This is a genomic window from Streptomyces sp. CS113, from assembly GCF_002188365.1.
Taxonomy (GTDB): domain Bacteria; phylum Actinomycetota; class Actinomycetes; order Streptomycetales; family Streptomycetaceae; genus Streptomyces; species Streptomyces tendae.
Genome location: NZ_KZ195574.1, coordinates 8,189,274 through 8,206,249 on the forward strand (window position 1 = coordinate 8,189,274; position 16,976 = coordinate 8,206,249).

Consider the following 16,976-nt stretch of genomic DNA (forward strand, 5'->3'; position numbering starts at 1 on the left):
AACGCCCCGCGCCCGCTCACGGCAGCGCGCCCCGCTCGCAGACCCGGGCCGCCACGTCCCGGAGTTTGACGTTGTGGTCCTGCGAGTACCGGCGCAGCGTGGCGAAGGCCTGGTCCTCGGTGAGGCGGTGCCTGCCCATGAGGATGCCCATGGCCTCCCCGATGGTGTGCCGGGTGCCGATGGCCTCCTGCATCTGCGCGTGGGTGCGGGCGCTGGAGAACGCGACCGCCGCGTGGGAGGCCAGCAGCCAGCCGGCCGTCTCGTCGGCCTCGCTGAAGGCGCCGGGCCGGTAGGAGTACATGTTCAGGGCGCCGAGGTCCTCGTCCTCGGTGAACAGCAGGAAGCCCATCATGCTGCCGAGGTTCAGCTTGCGCGCCTCCGGGACGTACTTGGGCCAGCGCACCGCCTCGTCGGTGAAGTCGACGATCCGGAACTGGCGCTCCCCGGTGGAGGTGCGGGCGGCGTCGAAACAGGGGCCCTCTCCGACGCGGCCCTGCAACTCGTCGCTGTCGATCACCACCTGCTCCGTGGGAGCCAGCGACTGCACCTTGCCGCCGCGCAGGATGAGAATGCCGGCGGCGTCGCAGTCCGCCACCAGCTCGGTGGCCGAGGCGGTGATCCGCCGCAGGGTGTCGTTCACCGATTCCTGTGCCAGCAGATCGCGTGCCAAAGAGGCCATCTGCTGTGAGAACTGGCGCCAGTCGTCCATACCGCTTCCTCCCTAGCTCTCCTGACGAGTGCCCCGGGGGCGGCCGGACGCAACGGGGGACGCTGCCGCGGCACATCTTGTTTCACGGTACACGTAAATGCATAATGCGCTTATGGACGCACCGGCCCAGGGCCGCGGCCCGAACGGTCCGCCCCCGGACGACCCGAGCGCGGACGACCTGATCATCGCCGTCGAGCAGATGATCCGGTACGTGCGGCAGAGCGCCCGGACCGGCGGGCTGAGCACCGCCGCCTCCTCGGCCCTGGCCAGGCTGAGCCGCGAGGGCCCCGAGCGGCTGACCGAGCTGGCCAGGGCCGAGGGCGTCTCCCAGCCGAACATGACCCAGCTGGTCACGCGTCTGGAACGCGCGGGCCTGGTCCGGCGCACCGCCGACGCGAGCGACGGACGGGGCGTGCTCGTGGCGGTGACGCCCACCGGCCGCGAGGTCCTGGCCGCGCGGCGCACCGAGCGTGCCCGGGCCCTTGAGCGGCTCATGGAGGACATGACCGGACCGGAGCAGCAGGCCACCACCACCGCGCTCCTGGCGCTGGCCCGGGTCATCCGCAATCGCCCGTACCCCCCGGAGGAAGACCGCGCATGAGTGCACCCCGCGGAAAGGCCGCCAGTCCCTTCCGGCAGCCCAAGGCAGTCTGGGCCGTCGCCTTCGCCTGCGTCATCTCGTTCATGGGCATCGGCCTGGTCGACCCGATCCTGCCGGCGCTGGCCGAGAACCTCGACGCCACCCCCAGTCAGGTCTCCCTGCTGTTCAGCAGCTACCTGATCGTCACCGCCGTCGCCATGCTCTTCGTCGGCTGGGTCTCCAGCCGCATCGGCGCCAAGCGCACCCTGGTCACCGGCCTCGCCGTCATCGTCGTCTTCGCCGCACTGGCGGGCGCCACCGACTCCATCAACGGCATCGTCGGCTTCCGGGCCGGCTGGGGACTGGGCAACGCCCTGTTCATCGCCACCTCCCTGGCGGTCATCGTGGCCTCCGCCAGCGGCGGCTTCAGCGGCGCGATCATCCTCTACGAGACCGCTCTCGGACTCGGCATCGCCGTAGGCCCCCTGCTCGGCGGCGAGCTGGGCGGCATCAGCTGGCGCGGCCCGTTCTTCGGCGTCGCCGCCCTGATGGCCGTCGCCCTGATCGCCACCCTCGCCCTTGTCCCCGACCTGCCGAGGCCCAAGAAGGTCACCTCACCGCTCGCCCCGCTGAAGGCGCTGCGCCATCGCGGCCTGCTCACCATGGGCATCATGGCCCTGCTGTACAACTGGGGCTTCTTCACCATGCTCGGCTACGCCCCGTACCCGATGGAGCTGGACGCCCACGAACTCGGCCTGGTCTTCACCGCCTGGGGCCTGCTGGTCGCCGCCTTCAGCGTCTTCTTCGCGCCCCGTCTCCAGGCCCGCTGGGGCACCGCGCCCGTCCTCTACGCCAACCTGCTCGGCCTCGGCATCGTCATGGCCGTCATAGCCGCCGGTGTCGCCGACCCCACCACCGTGATCGTCGCGGTCGTCGTCAGCGGCGCCTTCATCGGCATCAACAACACCCTCACCACCCAGGCCGTCATGCTCGTCTCCCCGGTCGAGCGTCCCGTGGCCTCCTCGGCGTACGGCTTCCTGCGCTTCATCGGCGGCGGACTGGCCCCCTACGTCGCCGGGAAGCTCGCCGACGCCACCGACCTGAGCGTCCCCTTCTACCTCGGCGCCGCCACCTTCCTCCTCGCCATCCCCGTCCTGGCCAGCGGGCACCGGCTGCTCCGCCGGGCCGAGACGGACACCGGCGAGGGAGAATCCGTGCCCCCGACGCTGACCCCCGTCGGCACCCCGGTCCCGGCCGGCGCGCCACCTGTGGTCGTGGCGGTCGGCGCCCACCCCGGGGCCGCCGCCGTCGTGGACGCCGCGGCACGCCTCGCCCGCGACACCGGCAGCCCGCTCGAGGTCGTCCACGTACGGCAGACCGCCGTCGTCGAGGAACAGGCCGCCGACACCGAGACCGAAGCGGAGGCGAGGGCCGCCGTCACCGCGCACCTCGACCGGCTGGTCGGCCTCGGTGTGGCCGCCACCGGCCAGATCCTCACCGGCGTCGGCGACCACGCCGCCGCGGGCCGCGCCCTGGCCCGGCACGCCGCCGAGGTCGGCGCCCGCACGGTCGCGGTCGGCCGCTCCCCGCGCGGACCGCTCACCCAGTTCGCCGACGGCAGCTTCACCAGCGCCCTCACCCACACCGCCACCTGCACCGTCGTCCTCGTCGACCCCGACGAGGAGCCGCGCCCCCTGACGGCGCGGTCCCTCACGGAGCTGCGTACCGAAGCACGGTGAGCGGTCCCGGTTCAGGAGGTCCGCTCCAGGTCGGTGGTGCGGGTGAGGGCCTCGTTGGCGTCGATCTCGTGCCGCAGCCGTTCCAGGCGGGCGCGGGCACCGGCGAGCGCGTCCGAACCGAGCAGGAGCCGCAGCGGCGGAGTCGCCGAGTCCACGGCGGTGGCGATCGCGGCGGCGGCGCGGACGGGATCGCCGGGCTGGCGGCCGGAGACCGCCAGGGTCGCCGCCCGGCGCCTGCCCGCGGTCTGCTCGTAGTCCTGGAGCCGTGTCGGCGACTGCCGCATCGACGTTCCGGCCCACTGCGTGCGCAGACCCCCGGGTTCGACGATGGTGACCGCGATGCCGAGCGGCGCGACTTCCGCGGCCAGCGACTCGGACAGTCCCTCCAGGGCGAACTTGGTCGCGTGGTAGTGACCCGTCGCCGCGAAGGCCGCGAGACCGCCGAAGGACGAGATGTTCACGATCCGCCCCGAGCGGCGCCGCCGCATGCCGGGCAGCACGGCCTTCAGGACGGTGACCACGCCGTGCACGTTGGTGTCGTACAGGGTGCGCACCGCGTCGTCCTCACCTTCCTCGACGGCGGCGAGGTAGCCGTATCCGGCGTTGTTGACCAGGACGTCGATGCGTCCGAACGCCTGCTCGGCCCCCTCGACGGCGGCCGCGACCGAGGCGGGGTCGGTGACGTCCAGGCGGAGGGCGAGCGCGCGGTCGCCGTGGGCGTCCACGAGGGCGGCGATGCCCGCCGTGTCACGGGCGGTGACGGCGACCCGGTCGCCGCGCTCCAGTGCGTGCCGGGCAAGAGCGCGCCCCAGGCCGCCCGAGCATCCGGTGATCAGCCAGACCGGCGTTCCACCAAACTCGCCGGAGGTGCGGGCCGGGTCGTCGTCCGGTGCGGTGGTTCGATTTCTCATGCCCCCATTGCAGCCGGACGCGGGACGACGGTGCCACACCTCCTCGAGGGTGGCCCCCGGAGGGTCTGGCGGCGGCGTCGTCGCGGTGGTCCGGCACCGGTACAGTCGGGCCGATGTCCCGTGACGACCACACCGACGGCAATCCGATCGGTTCCTTCCTGCGCAGCCGCCGGGAGCGGATCGACCCCGCTTCCGCGGGCGTCGTCGACAACACGCGGCGGCGGGTCAAGGGCCTGCGCCGCGAGGAGCTGGCGCTGCTCGCCGGGGTGAGCCCCTCCTACTACAGCCGTATCGAGCAGGGCCGGGACCGGCATCCCTCCCGCGAGATTCTCCAGGCCCTGGCCGACGTGCTGCGCCTGGACGACACCGAGCGGACCTACCTCTGGTCCCTGGTCGCGCCGTCCCTCGCGCCCGCGAACGGCAGGGCGCCGGCCCCGGCCGACACCGTCCGACCGGGGGTGCGGATTCTGCTGGACCGCTGGTGCGACCTGCCCGCCTTCGTCGTCGGTCCGCACCGCGACGTCCTGGCCGCCACCGCTCTCGCGCACCGCGTCAACCCGGCGTGGAGCCCGGGACACAACCTCGTCGAATTCACCTTCCTCGACCCGCGGGCCCGGCAGGTGTACCCGGACTGGGAGGAGATCGGCCTCCAGGCGGTCGCGGGCCTGCGCACCACCGCCGCCGCCAGGCCCGCGGAGCTCGCCGGCTTCGTGGCGGCCCTGCGCGAGCGCAGCGAGGCATTCCGGGCCCTGTGGGACTCCCACGACGTGTACGACCGCGTGACGGGCCGCAAGCGCCTCGCGGTCGACGGCGTCGGGATCCTCTGCCTCGACTTCGAGACGTTCGCGCTCGCCGGCCCCGAAGGACAGGTGCTGTACGTGTACTTCCCGCGGCCGGGCAGCGCGGACGACACGGCGCTGCGGGCCCTCGCGCGCGCGGAGACCGCCGGTCCGCCGACGTCGCCCGAGGTCTGATCAGGCGTCGCCGTCCCCGAGGGGCAGCCTCAGCCGGGCGGCGGCCTCCGGGGGCTGGATGCGCATGCCGGGACGGCGGCGGTGCACGGTCAGGTACGTCACCCCGTCCGGCCCGGCGAGGACGGCCCGGGTCGAGCCGTGCGGCAGCCAGGTCAGGACGCCCGCGCGCAGGGCGTGCACGCCGTCGGCCGATTCCAGCCGGGCCGCTCCGTCGAGGACGAGGAGCAGGACGTCGAGGTCGGGCTCGGTGTGGGTGTCCACCCGTCCTCCGGCGGGGAGGCGGACGACGTTGGCGTCGAGCTGCCGTCCCGGTTCCGCCAGCTTCCACAGGGCGCCGGCCGGCGCGTCGCCGCCCGGGGACAGCAGCCGCGCCGTGTCGCACAGCACCCGGGGGAGGGGAGGGCCCGCCGGGCCCTGGGAGTCGCCGTCTTCCGCTGCCATCGGGTGTTCCGCCGTTCCGTGTGCCCAACCGTTCCGGTACGCCGCCCTGTTGAGCGGTCCGCTCCGGGTTCGGCCGTCCGGTGACGCACCGCACAGGGCCGACAGCCCGGGTAAACGCGAACCTAGCATGCGTATTTGATAGCGTCCTGGTGTGCGGTTGACGAAGTTCACCGACCTGGCGCTGCGTTCGGTCATGCGCCTGGCAGTGGTGAGAGACGGTGACGATCCCCTGGCCACCCGAGAGGTGGCCGAGGTGGTCGGTGTGCCGTACACGCACGCGGCGAAGGCCATCACCCGCCTGCAACACCTGGGTGTGGTGGAGGCGCGGCGCGGTCGCGGCGGCGGGCTGACCCTGACCGACCGGGGGCGCAACGCCTCGGTGGGCTGGCTGGTGCGCCAACTCGAGGGTGACGGCGAGGTGGTCGACTGCGAGGGGGAGAGTCCCTGCCCGCTGCGCGGGGCCTGCCGGCTGCGCGGGGCGCTCCGCGACGCCCAGGAGGCGTTCTACGCCGCGCTCGACCCGCTGACCGTGACCGACCTGGTGGCCTCGCCGACCGGCCCGGTCCTGATCGGCCTGACGGACCGCCCCTCGGGGTGACGGGCGGCGGCCCGGCAGTACGTCCAGCCGCGACCAAAAATACGCATCTCAGCTACCAATTAAGGAGTCGCTGTGCTCTCCGAACAGTCCGTTCCCGTGGTCCGAGCCACTCTTCCCGCCGTTGGAGCGGCCATCGGCGACATCGCCGACCTGTTCTACCGCAAACTCTTCGACGCCCACCCCGAGCTGCTGCGGGACCTGTTCAACCGCGGGAACCAGGCCAACGGCGAGCAGCAGCGGGCCCTGGCGGGCTCCGTCGCCGCGTTCGCCGGCATGCTGCTGGAGCACCCGGACGAACGCGCCGACGTGATGCTCTCGCGCATAGCCCACAAGCACGTCTCGCTCGGCATCACCCCCGACCAGTACACGATCGTCCACCGGCACCTCATGGCCGCCGTCGCCGACGTGCTCGGCGACGCCGTCACCCCCGAGGTCGCCCGGGCCTGGGACGAGGTCTACTGGCTGATGGCCAACGCGCTCATCGCCCTGGAGGCGCGCCTCTACGAGCGCCAGGGCGTCGAAGGGGGAGACGTCTGGCGGTCCATGGCGGTCGCCGACCGGATCGAGGAGAGCGCCGACGCGGTCTCCCTCGTCCTGGAACCGGCCGACGACCGTCCCGCCGTACCGTTCCGGCCGGGGCAGTACGTCAGCGTCCAGGTCGAACTGCCCGACGGCGCCCGGCAGATCCGCCAGTACAGCCTGTCCGCCGCGCCCGGCAGGTCCGGCCGGCGCATCACCGTCAAGCGCGTCCGGGGCGACGGGCAGCCGGACGGCGAGGTCTCCTCCTGGCTGTACGCGAACGCCCGCAAGGGCGACGTGCTCAGCGTGTCACTGCCGGCCGGCGACCTGGCCCTGGCGGAGCACGACGGCCCGCTGCTGCTGGCCTCCGCCGGCATCGGCGTCACGCCGATCCTCTCCATGCTCGACCACCTGGCCGCGCGCGGCGCCACCCGCCCGGTGACCGTCGTGCACGCCGACCGCACCCCCGACGGCCACGCCCACCGGCAGGAGCAGCTCGACCTGGTGCGCGCGCTGCCCGGCGCCCGGCTGCACCTGTGGTACGAGGAGCCCGGCGACCAGGCACCGGAGGCGTCCACCGGCCGCGCCGACCTCACCGGTCTCGACCTGCCCGAACACCTCACGGCCTACCTGTGCGGCCCGGTGCCCTTCATGCGCGCGCTCCGCGGTCAGCTGCTGGACCGCGGGGTGCCCGCCGAGGCCATCCACTACGAGGTCTTCGGCCCCGACCTCTGGCTCGGACGGCAGTAGCCGAGGCGCCGGACGGCCCCCGCCGGCCGGCGCGGAACTCCGGTACGGGCGTTAGGCCGCCGCGGTGAACGCGGTGCTGATCGCGGTGTCGACGCGGGCGTGCACCACCAGGCGCGGGCCCGAGGTGTCGGCGTTGTCCTCCAGCAGCCGCCGGACCGGCGCGCTGTGGGTGACCACGGACATCAGGACGCCGAGCCGCCCGCACCACTGGTGCGCCCGGAGCACCGCGCTGACCGCGGCGTGGCCGCCCGCCGGCTCGGTCAGGACGATGACGACGGGGGTCGGCTGATGGGCGTCGACCAGGTTGGTGATGTACGTGGTCAGCGCGGCCCGCCCGTCGATTCCCGGGTCCCGGTCCACCGTGATGACCAGGACCCCGTGCTCCAGGGTGTGGGACAGCATCGCGGCCTCCGATCCGTCGCCCGGCGGCGACGTTGTGTTCAGTGAAGGTGCCCGGATCCGGGTCCGCAACGCGCCCCGCGACGGACCGGGCGGGCGGCCGCCCGGGCACCGGCACTGAGTACGATCGTCCGGACCGCCCCCGACCTCCGCCGATCGCCGCTGGGAGACCCCGACCCGTGCCCGCCCTCCTGCCGCCGCCCCGCACCGGGGCCGCCCGTCTGCTGGACCCGGAACACCTGACGCGGGTGGAGGACGGCGAACGGCTGCACGCGCTGCTGTGGCGCCCGGGGCCGGGCTGGCGGATGGTCAGCAGCGCGGTGCTGGGCGGCGGGATCGCCGAGCGCGCGTGGGTGCTCAACGCCCAGGTCGCCCACGGCTACCGGCGCACCGACCCGGCACGGCACCTGGCCGGCCTGGCCCGTGCCGCCGGTGCCCGCGGACCCGGCGTGGGCCTGATGACCGCCGCCGACGTGTCCGCCCACGGCCGGGCGCGGGACGGCGGGACGGAGGCCGTGGCGACCGCCGGCATCTCGGTACGCGGCTGGGCGGCCGCGCCGCAGGAGTGCACGACCGGGGCCGCGCCGCAGGAGTGCGCCACCGGGGCCGTGCCGCCCGGGACCGTCAACATCGTCGTCGCGCTGCCCGTCGCGCTGAGCGACGCCGCCCTGGTCAACGCGGTGATGACGGCGACCGAGGCCAAGGTCCAGGCACTTCTGGACGCCGGTCTCGACTGCTCCGGCACCCCCACCGACGCGGTGTGCGTGGCGGCGCGGGCCCCACGCGACGGCGCCGACGTGCACGCCTTCGCGGGGCCCCGGTCCGAGTGGGGCGCCCGGCTCGCCCGGGCCGTCCACCGGGCCGTGGGCGCGGCGCTTCCCGCCGTCGCGCACCCCTGAGCGGGGCGGGCCCGGGCACACGCGGGTGTGGGCGGCCCGGCCGGGCCGCCCACACGGTTGTCCGCCGCGGACGTCAGCGCTGGGAGGCCTTCTCCAGTGCCTTGTCGAGGGCGGCCTGGAAGCCGTTGGCCCACAGCTGGTTCACCCGGCTGCGCTCGGTGGAGTTCGGGTAGGGGTTGGTGCAGGACGGGCCGGGGCCGCCGCCCGACATCAGCTCGCTGCACGGCCCGGAGTAGTGGTCGGGAAGCCCGAGCACGTGCCCGGTCTCGTGGGCGGTCACCCGGGTCGAGTCGTACTGCTGGTTCTGCCGGTAGTCGAGGAAGATGTACCCGCTGCCGTGCCCGTCGGTGGAGGCGTACGAGCCGCGCGAGTCGTTGCCCTCGTAGTACGCGAAGTCCGCGCCCGAACTCGACTCCGCGAGCCGCACGTTGGACACCGAGCTGTTCCAGATCTGGGCCGAGCGGGATATCTGCGAACGGAAGCTCGGCGCGTTGGTGGCGCTGTAGTAGACCGTGACGGCCGCGGCGGCCGACGGGTTGGCGGCGCGCTTCTCGGCGACGGACTTGACGACCGCCTCGAAGAACGCGCGGTTGGCGGCCGCGTCCTCGCCCGAGCCGGCCGAGGGCTGGTAGCCGAGCTGGGCCGCCCGGACCGGCTCCTGGGGCGCCGCGGCCGTCGCGGCGGGGCCGGTGCCGAGCACGGCCGCCGTCAGTCCGAGACCGACCGCGGTGGACAGCAGGGGCAGGCTGATACGCATCGATGACTCCTTGAGTGGGGGAGTGGGGAGAAGTCGTCATCGGTGAGTGTGGGGCGGCCATGAGCCCGCTGTGATGATGGCAACAGGTGATAGGGCCGGGCTATCACCCACCGTCCGGCCGCCCGGGCCGGCCACCCGTTGCGGCTTTGCCCAGTGTGCAGAACTCGCCCTGTTCCGCCGCGTTTTGTTCACCTGGCGCAACCAACTGTTCCGCTTTACGCTCCCTGCATGGAGCTCGAGGTGAGGCACCTACGCGCACTGTGCGCCATCGCCGACGCCGGCAGCCTGCACCGGGCGGCACGTCAACTGGGTGTCGCCCAGCCCACGTTGAGCACCCAGCTGACCCGCATCGAACAGGCCCTGGGCGGCCCCCTGTTCACCCGCGAGCGCACCGGCTGCCGCCCCACCCCGCTCGGCCGGACGGTCCTCGGCCGGGCCAGGCCGCTGCTGTCCGACATGAGCACCCTGGTCCGCGAGGCCCGCGCCGCGGCGGCCGGCGGCGACAGCAGACTGCGGGTCGGCTCCACGGCCAGCCGCGCCCTGGCCGGCTGGCTGCGCCGGCTCAGACGGCCGGGTCTGGAACCGACCCTGCAAATGGACGTCTCCGCCAACGCGCTGCTGCGCCGCGTCACCGAAGGGCAGCTCGACGTCGCCTTCGTGCACGAGGTCGAGGGCAGCGCGCTGCACATCCCCGAAGGTCTGCGGCTGCGGGTCCTGGTCGAGCGCGAACCGCAGTTCGTCATGCTGCCCGCCGACCACCCCGCGGCCGTCCGGCCCGTCGTCCGGCTCGCCGACCTGGCCGACGACCGGTGGATGGTCGACCCCACCGTCGACGGCGAATGGGACGGTGTGCACCGCATGCTGCGCGCCGTCGGCCTCAATCCCCGGGTGCTGCACGGCGATTACCACACCGCGGCCTCCCTGGTCGCCACCGGCGAGGTCGTCACGGTCTGCCAGCCCAGCTCCCAGTCCCGCCCCGACATGGCGGTACGGCGCCTGAGCGGCGACCCCCTCGGCGTACGCCTGCTGCTGGCGGCCCGCACCCGCGCCGAGCTGGACGCCGTCTTCCCGGCGCTGGAGGACGCCTACTGGGAGGTAGCCCGCCAGTCCACCGCCTACCGGGAGTGGCTGGAAGGGGGCGGGATCCGGACGCTGCCGCCGAGCCCGGTGGCCGCCGCCGGAACTGGCCGGGTGGAGTTCGTGCGGGCCCGCTGAAGCCAATAGGGTGATTTTCACACCGGTCCGGTGTGTCTGCGTGACGGATCGGTTACGGACAGCAGCATGAGCTCTGCACGACGACTTCCCCCCTTGCGTTCGCTGGCCGTGACCGGTGCCCTGGGCGCCTCCGTCCTGCTGCTGACGGCCTGCACGAACGCCGATACGACCCGTTCCAGCGTCGCGGAGGCGGCCCAGACCGAGTCCCCCTCCCCGACCGGCACCGATACCCAGTCCCCGTCCCCCACCGGCTCTCCCTCGATGAACGAGGACCAGACCGAGCGCAAGGACCTCGTCTCCGCGACGAAGGTCACCTGGGACAAGGCCGCCGACACCGCCGTCAAGGAGGTCCCCGAGGGCAAGCTCGTGGACCTCGAACTCAAGCGCGTGGAGGCCGACGCCACCGCGTCGCCGACGGGCTCGCCGACCGGTTCCCCGAGCCCCAGCATGCCGAACCCCGCGCCCAGCGAGGGCGCCCCGGAGTGGGAGGCCAAGGTCGCCCAGTCCGACGGCACCCTGCACCGCATCGACATCGACGCGGTGAACGGCAAGGTCTTCCGCACCATGGTCGACCCGGACCAGGACCCCGACGACAAGACCCAGATCAGCGAGTGGCTGGACAAGGCCAAGCAGACGCCGGAGCAGGCGGTCAAGGCGGCCACCGCCAAGGCCAAGGGCACGGTCACCCACGTCGAACTCGGCGACAACGACAACCAGCAGGCCGTCTGGGGCGTCGACGTGGTCGACAAGGGCAACTGGAACAAGACCACCGTCGAGGTCGACGCGGCCAACGGCAAGGTGCTGAGCCAGAAGGTCGACAAGGACTGAGACATCAGCCCCTGAGACACCACCCCCACGGACACCGACGGGAGCAGCGGGCCGCGCGGCCCACTGCTCCCGTTCCTCATGCCGTCAGGGCGTCACCCGGCCGGCGCGGCGGGCGCCGCGGTCGCGGTGGCCCCGGCCGGCTCGCTCCCGCCGCCGCGCGGCAGCGTCAGTACGGCCAGGAAGCCGAGGACCGCCACCGCGGCGAAGAAGTAGAAGCCCCACGGGTGACCGACTCCCGAGGCGACCAGCGCGCCGGTGATCGACGGGCCCACGATCGAGCCGATCCGGCCGATCCCGGACGCCGACCCGAGCGCGGTGCCGCGCACGGACGCCGGGTAGTAGTGCGTCACGTAGGCGTAGACCAGCACCATGGCCGAGAAGACGAACACACCGGTGAAGAAGACCACGACGTTGAGCAGCAGGTCGCTCTCCATCTTGATGCTCAGACACCCCAGCATCAGCACCGAGACGGCGAACCAGACCATGGTGGTGCCCTTGATGCCCCGCCGGTCGGCGACGTACCCGCCGAGGACCAGGCCGACGACGCCGCCGATGTTGAGCACCAGGAGCTGGGTCACGGCCGTCGGCACGGGGTAGCCGGCGTCGTTCATCAGCTTCGGCAGCCAGGTGTTGAGGCCGTAGACCAGCAGCAGCCCCATGAACGAGGCGACCCAGATGCCGATGCCCGCACGCAGGTACGCCGGCTTGAGCAGCTCGGTGAACGGCACCCGCTGCGCCCCGTCCTGCTTGGCCCGCACGAAGGCCTCCGACTCCGGCAGCTTGAACCACTGGATCGCGGCGATCACCAGGCCGACGACGCCGAGCAGGTAGAAGAGGATCTCCCAGTTGTCCGTCACCTGGAGCGCCAGCAGCGAGGTGATCACCGCACCGGTGTGGTAGCCGGTCATCGTCAGGGTGCTGGCCCGCGCCCGGCGGCTGGCCGGCATGTGCTCGGCCATCATCGTGAGCGAGACCGGCATGCAGGCGCCCAGACCCAGACCGGCGAGGAGGCGCAGCGCGGCGAACATGGCGACGGAGTTCGCCAGCGGCACCACGATCGTGAGGACCGAGAAGAGCACGACCGAGCCGATGAGCAGGCGGCGCCGGCCCAGCCGGTCGGCCAGCGGACCGACGCAGACCGCGCCGATGGCGACGCCCACCAGGGAGAGCGTCGCGATCGTGGTCGCGTCACCCGCGGTCATGCCGAGATGGTGGGTCTTGAGCAGGGTGGGGATGATGGCGCCGAGGACGACGAGGTCGTAGCCCTCGAGCAGAACGGTGATCCAGCACAGGACCACCGTCCAGGTGCCGCTGACGGCGCGGCCGGTCTGCGCGGGCGCGCCGGACGTGGTGGTGGAAGCCATGACGACTCTCCCCCCGGGGACGGGTGTGAGTGAGCGGAGCCGGACCGGCCGGGGCGGCCGGGCGGGACCGGTACGGGTGACCGGAGGGATCAGAACGGGTAGTCGGCGATGTCCGGGCGGACCGTGAGCCACTGGGTCTCGGTGAACGCCTCGAGGTTGGCCGCGGCGCCGCCGAACCGGGAGCCGGTGCCGGAGGCCTTGACCCCGCCGAAGGGCGCGTTCGGCTCGTCGCTGACCGTCTGCTCGTTGATGTGCACCTTGCCGGAGTCGATCCGGTCGGCGAGCTTCATCGCCGTACCCACGTCGCCGAGGATGCCGACGGACAGCCCGTACTCGCAGTCGTTGACGATCCGCGCGGCCTCCTCCGTCGTGGAGAAGGAGATGACGGGGGCGACCGGGCCGAAGATCTCCTCGCGCCAGGCCGGCATGTCCGTCGTCAGACCGGTCAGCACGGTGGCACGGTAGCCCGCGCCGTCGATCTCGCCGCCCGCGGCGACCTTGGCGCCCGCCGCGACGCTGTCGGTGACGATGCCGTGCACCCGCTCCAGCTGCCGGCGGTCGATGATCGGCCCCAGCGCCACGTCCTCCCGCGCCGGGTCGCCCACCGGGAGCGCCTCGGCCTTCGCGGCGAGTGCGGCGGTGTACTCCTCCACCAGCGACTCGTGCACGATGTGCCGGCCGGTCGTCATGCAAATCTGCCCCTGGTGCAGATAGGAGCCGAACGCGCCCGCCGAGGCCGCCTTCGCCACGTCCGCGCCGGGCAGCACGACCAGGGCGTTGTTGCCGCCCAGCTCCAGGTGCGCCCGCTTCAGCAGCCGTCCGGCCTGCTCGCCGATGGCCCGCCCGACCGGAGTGGAACCGGTGAACGAGATCACCCGGACCTCGGGCGCCTCCACCACTGCCCGGCCGACCGACCCGTCGCCCGGCAGCAGGTGCAGGACACCGGCCGGAAGACCCGCCTCCTCGAAGATCCGGGCGATGACGACGCCGCCGCTCACCGCGGTGCGCGGGTCCGGCTTCAGCAGCACGGCGTTGCCGAGCGCCAGCGCGGGGGCCACCGAACGCAGGCCGAGGATGAGCGGGAAGTTGAAGGGCGCGATGACGCTGACGACACCGGCGGGGCGGCGCCGGGCGAGCGACCAGCGGGCGTCCTCGGAGGTGAGCACTTCGCCCTGGGGATGCGTGGGCAGCCCGGCGCACTCGAAGCACTCGCCGATCGCCAGCCCCGCCTCGAAGCCCGCCTTGGACCGCACCGAGCCGGCCTCGCGCACCAGCCAGTCCTCGATCTCGGCGGCGTGCTCGGTGAACAGCTCGCCCGCGCGCCGCAGCACGGCGGCCCGCTGCTGCGGCGAGGTCGCCGCCCACGCGCGCTGGGCCTCGGCGGCCCGGGCGGCGGCGCGGTTCACGTCCTCGGCGGTGGCCAGGCCCACCGTGCCGAGCCGGTCGCCGGTGGCGGGCTCGGTCACCGGCTGCTCGGTGGGGGAGTCCTGCCAGCCGTCGCTGTGGAACTTCCCGCCCCAGACGGCGCTGTCCAGGAGTGTCATCGTCTTCCCTCTCGTCGGGATCTTCGGTCGGGGTCTTCGGCCGGTCTTCGGTCGGTCGGGGTCTTCGGCCGGGGGCTTCGATCGCGTTCTTCGGTCGCGTCGGGTTCGAGTCGGCTTCGAGTCGGGTTCGCGTCGGTTCAGGAGGGCGTGGTGAGCGCCGTGTCCACCTGGATCAGCCGGGGGTGGTCCGGTGTCTCGGCGAGCGCGGCGCGCAGCTCCGCCACCTCGCCGACGTGCTGGGCGCGGACGCCGTAGCCCTCCGCGATGCGGGTGAAGTCGAGGCCGGGGATGTCGAGGCCCGGCGCGTCCGGCACGCCGAGCAGCCCGCCGAACCAGCGCAGCGCCCCGTACGTGCCGTTGCGCAGCAGGACGACGGTGAGCGGGACCCGGTGCTGCGCGGCCGTCCACAGCGCGGTGATGCCGTAGTTGGCCGAGCCGTCCCCGATCACGCCGACCACCGGACGGCCGGGCTGGGCCATCGCGACGCCGACCGCGCCGGGCAGCCCGAAACCGAGGCCGCCGGCCGCCGGGAAGTAGTAGGAGCCCTGGCGGCGCAGGTCCATCTGGCGCCACCACGCCGCGTTGGTCGACGTCGACTCGACGACGTACGCGGTGTCCCCGGGCATCTCCTCGCGCAGCGCGGCGAAGACCTGCTCCGGATGGAGCGCGGGTCCCTCGGCGGTGAGCGGCTCGGGCACGGGCCGGTACGCCTCCGCGGGCCCGTCGGCGGCGTCGAGCGCCTCCAGGAGTACGTCCACGACGGCGCCGGGGTCGGCGACCAGCGCCTCGCCCATCGGCGCCCGCGCGGCGGCGGAGGCGTCGTCGGTCACCTGGATCAGCCGGGTGCCCTCGGGCAGGTACCGGCCGGGCAGGTGCTCGTGGTAGCGGAAGACCGGCGCGCCCAGCACGAGCACCAGGTCGTGGCCCTCGAACGCCGCCGAGATCGGCGCGATCCCGGCGGGCAGCACGCCCCGGAACCGCGGGTGCCGGTTCGGGAACGGCAGCCGGAACTGCGAGGGCGCCGCCCACACCGGGCCGCCCAGCCGCTCGGCCAGCCGCACGGCGTCGTCGAAGCGGCCGGCCGAGTCGATGTCCCCGCCCAGCACGAGCGCGGGGCGCCGGGCCGAGGCGACCTGCTTCACGAGCCACCGGCGCTGCTCGTCCCCCGGCACCGAGCCCCGGACGACCCGCCGGTCGAGCACGGCCAGGGCGTTGTCGTCGACCTCGGCCGACCAGTCGTCGTACGGCACGGACAGGTAGGTGGGCCGGCGCTGGAGCCGCGCCTCGAAGACGGCCTGGGCGAGCGCCCGCGGCACGTCCCCGGCGCACGCCGGTTCCGCAGCCCAGCCGACCAGCGGCTTCATCAGGGCGGGGGCGTCGACGCTGGCCAGGTTGGCCTCCGGGCCGATGGCGGGGCGCACCTGCTGTCCGGCCACCACCACGAGCGGCGTCCGGGAGGCGACGGCGTTCGTCAGGGCGCCCATCGCGTTGCCCGAGCCGGAGGCGGCGTGCAGGTTGACCAGCACCGGGCGGCCGGTCGCCTGGGCGTACCCGTCGGCCATGCCTACGACGGCGCCCTCGTGCAGACCGAGGACGTAGCGGAAGCCGTCGGGCAGCTCGGCGAGGAAGGGCAGCTCGTTGGAGCCCGGATTACCGAAGACGGTGGTGAGCCCTTGGCGCTCCAGGAACTCGTGGGAGACACGACGCACGGATGGCACGGACATTCCTTTCGAAGTGACGCGGCACACGCTAGGCACCCCGCGACATGGGCACCAATAGATGTTTCGGCACTCCGATATAGAGTTTTTCGATATGGGCACCTTCGATCTCAACCTGGCCCGCGTCTTCGTGCTGCTCTACGAGACCGGCAGTGTCACCGCCACCGCCGAGACGCTCCACGTCACGCAGCCCACCGTCAGCTACAGCCTGGGCAAGCTGCGCCGGCACTTCGACGACGAGCTGTTCCGCCGCAACGGACGCGGGCTGACCCCCACGGCCGGCGCCCGGCGGCTGTACCTGCCGCTCCAGCGCGCGCTGGCGGAGATCGACGGGACGGTCCGCCAGGGCGACCTCTTCGACGCCGGGTCGATGTCGGGCCGCTTCACCATCGCCCTGTCCGACCTCGGCGAGGCCACGCTGCTGCCGAGACTCGTGGCCGCCGCGCGGGAGCGGGCCCCGGGGGTGTCGTTCACCGTCCGGCCCTTCGACGTGGAGGACGCCGAGGGGCAGCTGCGCCGCGGCGACCTCGACGCGTTCGTGGCCACCCCGGTGATCACCTCGCACCTCACCGTGCGCATCCCGCTCTTCCGCGAGCGCTACGTCCTGATGGTCGCGGCCGACCATCCGCGCGTGCGGGGCGACGCGGTCACGTCGGCGGACCTCGCGGCGGAGCACCACGCGACGGTGTTCGGGCCGAGCGGCCACGTCGCGCCCAGGGCCCTGCTGGGCGCGCACGGGCTCCTGGAACGGGTGGCCGTGGACGCCACCCGCTTCTCGATGCTGCCCTACCTGCTGGAGCAGACCGACCTGGTGGCCATCGTCCCCGAGTACGTCGGCGAGGTCTTCACGGCCTCGCACCGAGTGCGCCTGGTGCGGCTGCCGTTCGAGACCGAGCCCATCGAGATCGCCCTGTACGCACGGCACGAGTCCTCGCGCAGCCCGGCCCAGCGCTGGCTCGTGCAGTTCCTGGCCGAGGTGCTGGGCGAGCAGGTGAGCGCGGCCCAGCTGCCGCCGTCGAGCCGTCGTTAGG

17 protein-coding genes are annotated in these 16,976 nt (G+C 73.3%); 9 read left to right on the forward strand and 8 right to left on the reverse strand.

Annotation, left to right across the window (positions count from 1 at the left end):
* Window positions 1–16: 16 nt before the first annotated feature.
* The gene (locus tag B9W62_RS37005) at window positions 17–709 is read right to left on the reverse strand and encodes a GAF and ANTAR domain-containing protein (RefSeq protein ID WP_087811267.1); all 693 of its coding nucleotides are present in this window, start codon (window positions 707–709) and stop codon (window positions 17–19) included.
* Between the two features lie 112 nt (window positions 710–821).
* Between B9W62_RS37005 and B9W62_RS37010 the strand changes: the two genes are divergently transcribed.
* Both B9W62_RS37010 and B9W62_RS37015 read left to right on the forward strand, forming a co-directional pair.
* Entirely contained in the window at window positions 822–1,310 is a 489-nt protein-coding gene (locus tag B9W62_RS37010; protein WP_087811268.1) for a MarR family winged helix-turn-helix transcriptional regulator, read from the forward strand.
* Window positions 1,307–3,028 carry an MFS transporter gene (locus B9W62_RS37015; protein WP_087811269.1) on the forward strand — a complete coding sequence of 574 codons (1,722 nt, stop codon included), beginning with the start codon at window positions 1,307–1,309 and terminating at the stop codon, window positions 3,026–3,028. The genes B9W62_RS37010 and B9W62_RS37015 overlap by 4 nt, the downstream gene beginning before the upstream one ends.
* An 11-nt stretch (window positions 3,029–3,039) precedes the next feature.
* Here the strand turns inward: B9W62_RS37015 and B9W62_RS37020 are convergent, their stop codons facing one another.
* The gene (locus B9W62_RS37020) at window positions 3,040–3,939 is read right to left on the reverse strand and encodes an oxidoreductase (protein WP_087811270.1); all 900 of its coding nucleotides are present in this window, start codon (window positions 3,937–3,939) and stop codon (window positions 3,040–3,042) included.
* A 113-nt stretch (window positions 3,940–4,052) separates the two neighbouring features.
* On the opposite strand from B9W62_RS37020, the gene B9W62_RS37025 reads away from it, so the two are divergent.
* A complete protein-coding gene (locus tag B9W62_RS37025; RefSeq protein ID WP_087811271.1) occupies window positions 4,053–4,913 on the forward strand; it encodes a helix-turn-helix domain-containing protein in 861 nt (286 codons plus the stop codon).
* On the opposite strand, the gene B9W62_RS37030 is transcribed toward B9W62_RS37025, so the two are convergent.
* Window positions 4,914–5,354 carry a hypothetical protein gene (locus B9W62_RS37030; protein WP_087811272.1) on the reverse strand — a complete coding sequence of 147 codons (441 nt, stop codon included), beginning with the start codon at window positions 5,352–5,354 and terminating at the stop codon, window positions 4,914–4,916.
* 151 nt (window positions 5,355–5,505) lie between these two features.
* On the opposite strand from B9W62_RS37030, the gene nsrR reads away from it, so the two are divergent.
* Both nsrR and B9W62_RS37040 read left to right on the forward strand, forming a co-directional pair.
* On the forward strand, window positions 5,506–5,952 hold the full coding sequence (nsrR, locus tag B9W62_RS37035) for a nitric oxide-sensing transcriptional repressor NsrR (protein WP_087811273.1): 447 nt from the start codon (window positions 5,506–5,508) through the stop codon (window positions 5,950–5,952).
* 72 nt (window positions 5,953–6,024) lie between these two features.
* Window positions 6,025–7,221, forward strand: coding sequence for a globin domain-containing protein (locus tag B9W62_RS37040; RefSeq protein ID WP_087811274.1), 1,197 nt, complete (start codon window positions 6,025–6,027; stop codon window positions 7,219–7,221).
* A gap of 51 nt (window positions 7,222–7,272) precedes the next feature.
* Here the strand turns inward: B9W62_RS37040 and B9W62_RS37045 are convergent, their stop codons facing one another.
* Complete coding sequence (locus B9W62_RS37045; RefSeq protein ID WP_087811275.1) at window positions 7,273–7,623, reverse strand: hypothetical protein; 351 nt, start codon at window positions 7,621–7,623, stop codon at window positions 7,273–7,275.
* Between the two features lie 176 nt (window positions 7,624–7,799).
* Here B9W62_RS37045 and B9W62_RS37050 point away from each other — a divergent pair, with 176 nt between their 5' ends.
* On the forward strand, window positions 7,800–8,519 hold the full coding sequence (locus tag B9W62_RS37050; RefSeq protein ID WP_087811276.1) for an adenosylcobinamide amidohydrolase: 720 nt from the start codon (window positions 7,800–7,802) through the stop codon (window positions 8,517–8,519).
* Window positions 8,520–8,592: 73 nt separating this feature from the next.
* Here the strand turns inward: B9W62_RS37050 and snpA are convergent, their stop codons facing one another.
* Window positions 8,593–9,276 (reverse strand): snapalysin, encoded by a 684-nt coding sequence (gene snpA / locus B9W62_RS37055; protein ID WP_087811277.1) that lies wholly within the window; start codon window positions 9,274–9,276, stop codon window positions 8,593–8,595.
* 228 nt (window positions 9,277–9,504) lie between these two features.
* On the opposite strand from snpA, the gene B9W62_RS37060 reads away from it, so the two are divergent.
* Window positions 9,505–10,491, forward strand: a complete 987-nt coding sequence (locus B9W62_RS37060; protein WP_087811278.1) for a LysR family transcriptional regulator — start codon at window positions 9,505–9,507, stop codon at window positions 10,489–10,491.
* 66 nt (window positions 10,492–10,557) lie between these two features.
* Window positions 10,558–11,319: a PepSY domain-containing protein gene (locus B9W62_RS37065; protein WP_087811279.1), complete on the forward strand. Its 762-nt coding sequence runs from the start codon at window positions 10,558–10,560 to the stop codon at window positions 11,317–11,319.
* Window positions 11,320–11,411: 92 nt separating this feature from the next.
* On the opposite strand, the gene B9W62_RS37070 is transcribed toward B9W62_RS37065, so the two are convergent.
* From B9W62_RS37070 to mdlC, 3 genes are all read right to left on the reverse strand, one after another.
* Window positions 11,412–12,683, reverse strand: a complete 1,272-nt coding sequence (locus B9W62_RS37070) for an MFS transporter (RefSeq protein ID WP_087811280.1) — start codon at window positions 12,681–12,683, stop codon at window positions 11,412–11,414.
* An 89-nt stretch (window positions 12,684–12,772) separates the two neighbouring features.
* Complete coding sequence (locus B9W62_RS37075) at window positions 12,773–14,227, reverse strand: benzaldehyde dehydrogenase (protein WP_087811281.1); 1,455 nt, start codon at window positions 14,225–14,227, stop codon at window positions 12,773–12,775.
* A 137-nt stretch (window positions 14,228–14,364) separates the two neighbouring features.
* Entirely contained in the window at window positions 14,365–15,945 is a 1,581-nt protein-coding gene (gene mdlC, locus B9W62_RS37080) for a benzoylformate decarboxylase (protein WP_087811282.1), read from the reverse strand.
* A gap of 94 nt (window positions 15,946–16,039) precedes the next feature.
* Between mdlC and B9W62_RS37085 the strand changes: the two genes are divergently transcribed.
* On the forward strand, window positions 16,040–16,975 hold the full coding sequence (locus B9W62_RS37085; RefSeq protein ID WP_087811283.1) for a LysR family transcriptional regulator: 936 nt from the start codon (window positions 16,040–16,042) through the stop codon (window positions 16,973–16,975).
* The last annotated feature ends 1 nt before the right edge of the window (window position 16,976 follow it).

Excerpts from the sequence above, each read along its gene's own strand:
- B9W62_RS37020 (WP_087811270.1), bottom strand. The coding sequence starts at position 3,939 with ATGAGAAATCGAACCACCGCACCGGACGACGACCCGGCCCGCACCTCC.
- B9W62_RS37070 (WP_087811280.1), bottom strand. The coding sequence starts at position 12,683 with ATGGCTTCCACCACCACGTCCGGCGCGCCCGCGCAGACCGGCCGCGCC.
- B9W62_RS37025 (WP_087811271.1), top strand. The coding sequence starts at position 4,053 with ATGTCCCGTGACGACCACACCGACGGCAATCCGATCGGTTCCTTCCTG.
- B9W62_RS37030 (WP_087811272.1), bottom strand. The coding sequence starts at position 5,354 with ATGGCAGCGGAAGACGGCGACTCCCAGGGCCCGGCGGGCCCTCCCCTC.
- B9W62_RS37015 (WP_087811269.1), top strand. The coding sequence starts at position 1,307 with ATGAGTGCACCCCGCGGAAAGGCCGCCAGTCCCTTCCGGCAGCCCAAG.
- B9W62_RS37060 (WP_087811278.1), top strand. The coding sequence starts at position 9,505 with ATGGAGCTCGAGGTGAGGCACCTACGCGCACTGTGCGCCATCGCCGAC.
- B9W62_RS37065 (WP_087811279.1), top strand. The coding sequence starts at position 10,558 with ATGAGCTCTGCACGACGACTTCCCCCCTTGCGTTCGCTGGCCGTGACC.
- B9W62_RS37045 (WP_087811275.1), bottom strand. The coding sequence starts at position 7,623 with ATGCTGTCCCACACCCTGGAGCACGGGGTCCTGGTCATCACGGTGGAC.
- B9W62_RS37010 (WP_087811268.1), top strand. The coding sequence starts at position 822 with ATGGACGCACCGGCCCAGGGCCGCGGCCCGAACGGTCCGCCCCCGGAC.
- B9W62_RS37085 (WP_087811283.1), top strand. The coding sequence starts at position 16,040 with ATGGGCACCTTCGATCTCAACCTGGCCCGCGTCTTCGTGCTGCTCTAC.
- B9W62_RS37075 (WP_087811281.1), bottom strand. The coding sequence starts at position 14,227 with ATGACACTCCTGGACAGCGCCGTCTGGGGCGGGAAGTTCCACAGCGAC.
- B9W62_RS37005 (WP_087811267.1), bottom strand. The coding sequence starts at position 709 with ATGGACGACTGGCGCCAGTTCTCACAGCAGATGGCCTCTTTGGCACGC.
- snpA (WP_087811277.1), bottom strand. The coding sequence starts at position 9,276 with ATGCGTATCAGCCTGCCCCTGCTGTCCACCGCGGTCGGTCTCGGACTG.